The sequence below is a fragment of the Thermodesulfovibrionales bacterium genome (assembly GCA_035622735.1).
Taxonomy (GTDB): Bacteria; Nitrospirota; Thermodesulfovibrionia; order Thermodesulfovibrionales; family UBA9159; genus DASPUT01.
In genome coordinates, this window is record DASPUT010000058.1 from 1 (window position 1) to 5,460 (window position 5,460).

The window sequence follows — 5,460 nt, forward strand, 5'->3', positions numbered from 1 at the left end:
AGTACCTGCTCCAGAGCGTGGTGGATATGATCTACAAGGAAGAGCATATCCTTTTCCCGATGGCAATGGAGATGCTCACCGATGCGGACTGGGGGAAGGTGAAGAGGGGTGAAGAAGAGATCGGGTACGCATGGATCGAACCCGAGAGGGGCTGGATGCCAGGTGCTGAAGGTGCGCCGGCCGAAGGGAAAGCGGCCGGACAGGAAAGATTGACCCTCGATACGGGTCATCTCAGCCTTGAGCAGGTGAATCTTCTCCTGACCCATCTGCCGCTCGATCTCTCCTTCGTGGATGAGAAAGACGAGGTAGCCTATTATTCCCAGACAAAGGAAAGGCTCTTCCCGCGGAGCCCCGGCGTAATCGGGAGGAAGGTCCAGAAGTGCCATCCGCCGAAGAGCTTCCACATGGTGCAGAAGATCCTCGATGAGTTCAAGGCCGGGAAGAGGGATGTCGCTGATTTCTGGATCCAGATGAAGGGCAGGTTCATCCATATCAGGTATTTCGCGGTGCGCGACTCCGAAGGAAATTACCGGGGCACGCTCGAATGCAGTCAGGATGTCACCGCGATCCGGAAACTCGAGGGCGAACAGAGGCTGCTCGACTGGGATTGACTGCGACGTTCTTCTGATTGTTGATAAAGCCATGAGGTTCTGAAATTGTGGCGAGGATTCTGAGACTTAAAAACAGGCTCATCGCGAAGATCCTCGGCCGCTTTCCTTCTCTATGCGGACCCATCATAGCTTCCTACAGGCCGCGGGAATCAAAAGAGATCCCCTGGACGCCGGTGAGGAAAGCCCTGCGGGAATGCAAGGTCGCGATCGTTACGACAACCGGGGTGCACCACAAAGACGACAAGCCGTTTGACATGGGGGACCCTCGGGGCGATGCCACATACCGGATGATTGACGCGGCGAGGCCGGTATCGGACCTCATGATCACTCACGACTACTATGACCACTCAGACGCGGACCGAGACATCAATGTCGTATTTCCGATCGAAAGGCTCCGGGAGTTTGAGGAGAAGGGCATCATCGGTGCCCTCGCTGAAAGGCATTATAGTTTCATGGGACATATCGTTGGCGGTCTTATCGATACCCTCGTGAACAAGACAGCACCCGAAGTTGTCGAAAAGGTGAAGGCGGGCGGCGTCGATGTCGTCCTTCTCACCCCGGGCTGAGGGATCTGCAATCAGACCGTAGGCCTGATACAGAGGGAGATTGAGGGGAGAGGTATCCCTACAATCGGGATATCCCTCGTAAGAAAATATACCGAGAGCGTTAAACCGCCGAGGACGATCTTCCTCAGATGGCCCTTCGGCCATCCGCTCGGGGAGCCGTTCAATGCCGGACAGCAGCGGGCAGTCCTGGCAGAGGCGTTCAAGGCCCTTTACGAGATACGCGAGCCCGGAGGGATTATCGATCTCCCTTTCAGATGGAGAAGAGAGAGATACGATGCTTACGGCCTGGACACGGTGAAAACGATACTCGGAAAAGTTCCCGAAGTTTGAGAGCGGCAATCTGACTCAGACCAGACCTCGGTCTGCCAGTTCATCCTTTACGTACGCGTAATAGATCGGGGCTGCGATGAGGCCGGAAATCCCGAAGGCCGCTTCCATCACGAGCATCGCCAACAGAAGTTCCCACGCGCGTGCGGAGATCTTGGCGCCCACGATTCGCGCGTTCAGGAAATACTCGAGCTTATGGATGACCGCGAGAAAGACAAGAGAGGCGACGGTCACATCGAGCGAGTGGCTCAGGCTGACGACGACGATTACCGTGTTCGAGATCAGGTTGCCGATGATCGGCATCAAGCCCGCAATGAAGGTGATAATCACCATGGTCTTGATGAGCGGCAGGTGAATGCCGAGTGCGGGCAGCGCAACAGCGAGATAGAGTAACGAGAAGAGGGTATTCAATGCCGAGATGCGCACTTGTGCGAAGACGATAGCGCGGAAGGCATGACTCAGGCGCGCCGCACGATCTTCCAGCGCTCGTGCGAGAGGACGACCGTTTTTTGCGGTAGTCACCTCCCGCAGAGAGATGAGGGCACCGATTACCATGCCGACAAGGATGTGCGCGGCCATGCGGCCCGCCTCTTTGCCCGCGACCTGCACCTCACCCGCGTGCCTGTGCAGCCAGCCAACCGACCAGTTCTTTACACCCTCAGCATCATTAGGCAGGGATTCGATGAGCCAGGCGGGGAGTTTTTCTCGTGAACCCTCAATGATCTCGGCCATTCTTTGGAAGAGCGCCGGTATGCTCCCTGAATCGCTGCGGAAGAATGCTATTAGGGCCCAGATCGAGAAGCCGAGCGTCACGATGACGGCTACCGTAAGCAACGTAACCACGACCATTCTGGCGCGATCGCCACTCAGTCTCGTAAGACGGAGATGAGGAGAGAGGAGATGCACCAGTTCGTGCACGAGCAGTCCGGCGAGCAGAGCAGGGAGAAGGCGGAGATTGAGCACGAACAGCAGCGCCGCTCCCATAATCAGCCATGAGGCTATGTCATAGCCAGTTACATTCGATCTTTTCGTATTCATCTCCCGTCCCAGTTCCGGTAGTCAGAGGAGCAGGTTCTTCGGAATGCTGATACTCCCAAAAGGAGCGATTAGGTACTCTCCCTGCAGACGGAAGGGGAACCATGTCAATTGCGCGTCCGGCAAGGGCAGACTATCCGAGCGGTCAGCCCTGAATTCGTTGAGGCTCTTTGATGTCAAGACCGATTCAGTAAACCGGGCCAGAAGCTCTGCGTCTTCCCTGTCATAGTAACACCCAGAAAGATCGAGACCCCTGGGCTCCATAGTCGAAAAGGCGGGCTGGAGTCTCGATATCCTCAGCGCGATATCGAGAAGGACCTTCAGCCTCCGGTACCTGAAGGCGGGCACGAAGAAACGGAACGATTGACCGTTGTCTTCAGCATGGGTGAGGATCCAGAAAGGCAGATATGTGGTCCGGCCTTTCGCGCCCGGGTCTGTCACCTGCGCAACCTGATAGGAGATTTCGCGGAGGTCGCTTCCCAGGAGGTGCCACGCCCGGCTGCAGGTCCGGCAGGAAAGAATACTATCGTCAGGTCTCACCGGAAAATCCCATCCGCAATTAGGGCAGGTGAGGGGACGAAAACCGATGACCTTCGTTTCATCAGTGAAGCTGCGGTCGAAAGTCTCATAAAGTGAAGCGGGGGCATCTGTTTTCACGACCGACTGGGAGACCGCATCGATAATCGTCACCATAACCTCTTTCCGGCATTCCATCTCTATGACCCAGAAGGGGAAATAAATAATCGAGAGGACCCTGCCGATGACCTTGCGGCAGAGGAGGGACGGGTTGATGGCTGTCTTCATGCCGAGGGTTTCGGCTGCATCAGGGCGGACGGAAGGGTTGACGATCTTTCCCAAGGGACTCACCACCTCTTTCCTGAAGAGTTCGAGTCTGAGCACAGCCGGCCTGACGCCTAGGGAATATATGCCGAGCCCCTGAAGGTCGCATGCGACGAAATTCTTTTCGATATACCGGTCATTCAAGATAACTTCGCCGTTTTCGTAGAGCGTACCCGTTGCCGAATGATCAGGGTTCGTTTTCCCGATATCTGTTTTGGGAGGCGGGGCTTCTTCGGATGTCCTACCGAAAAGGAGATTCATCAAATCGCCTGCCGCTTCGCGGAGTGAAGGGCCGGCTTCGAATAAGGGCATGTTCTGGCATTTCGTTAACCACTGATAGCCACTCTCTCCGCTGCCGGATTCGTCGTAGTCCTCCTTCCTTTCGGGTGTCGAAGGACTTTTCTCCCAGCCGAAGTCCTGTCCGGTCATGCGGTAATAGGGTATGAAGTAGAGCTGTGCCTTCAGACCGCGGAATTCGCTATACCCCCTATTCCTCTGCGCCTTCGTCGCCTTTGCAACAGCGAGGTGCTCATCTAGCTTCGGCGCAACGAAGTAGCTCAGTACCTGTTTCCTGCCGGTAACGAGCAGGTTCGAGCGACAGTGCTGACATTGCACCGCATTTGACCCTTCGGAAAAATCGAGCGGTGCACCGCAGGAGGGGCATTCTGTCGAAACGACCAGACTATTCATTATAGACGGTCCTCTTCAGCACCAAAGGCCATAGGTGATATCCTTGACCCTTATTCTTCAGAGACCTTTTCGCCGCAGGCAAAACAGAATCTGGTCCCGGGGGGGAGCTTTGTCTTACAGTGCTTGCACAGTAGATCCGTCGTAAGATCGAGCCCGCAGGATGGACAGAATTTGTCCCCCGCCGCAAGGTCCTTCGCGCACCGGGGACATCTCCTGATAACGACCATCTGGTTTCCGCAGTGGGGACAGAAACGGCCGCTCAGGGGAACCTCACCATGACAGGTCGGACAGTTGACTACCCCTTTTTCGACGATCTTCTCCGGTGTCGCTTCACCGTTTCCCATTACCTTATAGAGCATGCCCGGTATCATCATCCCAAGGCCCGCACCGATGCCGAGACCCATGCCGGCGGAGGCATTCCCTCCGCCGGGCAGTCCTCCGCCCGATGCAGCGGCGTCTCCGAGGGCCTTGGCAGCCTTGTACTTCAGAAAACTATCCAAGTCTCCGACGGCGGCCATGCCCGAACGTTCGTCAATCATCTTCTGAACATCGTCAGGAGGGGTAATGCGGTTTATGTAGAAATCTGCCATCTCTATCCCATACTTCCTGAAGTCCTCGGTGAGGCGGGTCTTGACCGCCACTGCCATTTCATCATAGTGCCGTGGGAGATTGATCAGGCTGTCTACGGTCTCACCGAGAAAGTCGTTGAGCCTCGAGACGATTACCTCTCTGAGATAGTCCTCGACATTGGCCGTTTCAAAGGAGCCCTGAGTGCCGACGAGGGTGTTGATGAAGAGGAGCGGCTGCGTCACCTGCAGGGTGAATGTACCGAATGCCCGGAGGCGTATGAGGCCGAATTCACTGTCTTTGAATGCGACCGGTTCCTTTGTCCCCCAGCGCATATTTGTGAAGACCTTCAGGTTGACGAAGCAGACCTCGCACCGGAATGGACTCTTAAACCCCCAGGGCAATGAAAGCATCTTCGTCAGGAGCGGGAGGTTCTGCGTGGCAAGGGTATGTCTTCCCGGTCCGACCACATCGAGGCCTTTTCCGTCCCTGAAGAAGACGGCCGCCTGATTCTCCCTTACGATTAACTGAGCACCGAACTTTATTTCTGCGGAGCCTTCCTCGGGGATCCGGTGCACGATCTCCTGTCCGGTCTTGTCAAACCACTCGATGACTTCCATAAATTCCGACATGGTCTCTCCTATTCCGTTGTAACGATACTCTGATATCGGAATGCGTCGCTCATTTCTCAGAATAATCCTTCGGGCACGCTTTTCCCGAGGTGCTGGTACGCATGCCTCGTCGCAAGGCGTCCCCTGGGAGTTCTCTCTATCAGGCCTTCCTGTAAGAGGTACGGTTCATAGACATCCTCAAGGGTATCGCGC

At 55.8% G+C, this 5,460-nt stretch carries 6 protein-coding genes; 2 read left to right on the forward strand and 4 right to left on the reverse strand.

Annotation, left to right across the window (positions count from 1 at the left end):
- Together VEI96_03250 and VEI96_03255 are read left to right on the forward strand one after the other, a co-directional pair.
- A partial coding sequence (locus tag VEI96_03250) for a PAS domain-containing protein (protein HXX56998.1) occupies positions 1-611 on the forward strand: 611 nt, incomplete at its 5' end.
- 47 nt (positions 612-658) lie between these two features.
- Positions 659-1,177, forward strand: a complete 519-nt coding sequence (locus VEI96_03255; GenBank protein HXX56999.1) for a glycine/sarcosine/betaine reductase selenoprotein B family protein — start codon at positions 659-661, stop codon at positions 1,175-1,177.
- A gap of 345 nt (positions 1,178-1,522) precedes the next feature.
- On the opposite strand, the gene VEI96_03260 is transcribed toward VEI96_03255, so the two are convergent.
- The 4 genes from VEI96_03260 to VEI96_03275 form a co-directional block, all read right to left on the reverse strand.
- Complete coding sequence (locus tag VEI96_03260; protein ID HXX57000.1) at positions 1,523-2,542, reverse strand: AI-2E family transporter; 1,020 nt, start codon at positions 2,540-2,542, stop codon at positions 1,523-1,525.
- A gap of 21 nt (positions 2,543-2,563) precedes the next feature.
- The gene (locus tag VEI96_03265; protein HXX57001.1) at positions 2,564-4,069 is read right to left on the reverse strand and encodes a hypothetical protein; all 1,506 of its coding nucleotides are present in this window, start codon (positions 4,067-4,069) and stop codon (positions 2,564-2,566) included.
- Positions 4,070-4,119: 50 nt separating this feature from the next.
- Positions 4,120-5,268 carry an SPFH domain-containing protein gene (locus VEI96_03270; protein HXX57002.1) on the reverse strand — a complete coding sequence of 383 codons (1,149 nt, stop codon included), beginning with the start codon at positions 5,266-5,268 and terminating at the stop codon, positions 4,120-4,122.
- A gap of 56 nt (positions 5,269-5,324) precedes the next feature.
- Positions 5,325-5,460: Holliday junction DNA helicase RuvB C-terminal domain-containing protein (locus tag VEI96_03275; protein HXX57003.1), on the reverse strand; the 136-nt coding region annotated here is incomplete at its 5' end.

Bases quoted from the DNA above. Each gene is read 5' to 3' on its own strand.
- VEI96_03260 (HXX57000.1), bottom strand. From the start codon at position 2,542: ATGAATACGAAAAGATCGAATGTAACTGGCTATGACATAGCCTCATGG.
- VEI96_03265 (HXX57001.1), bottom strand. From the start codon at position 4,069: ATGAATAGTCTGGTCGTTTCGACAGAATGCCCCTCCTGCGGTGCACCG.
- VEI96_03270 (HXX57002.1), bottom strand. From the start codon at position 5,268: ATGTCGGAATTTATGGAAGTCATCGAGTGGTTTGACAAGACCGGACAG.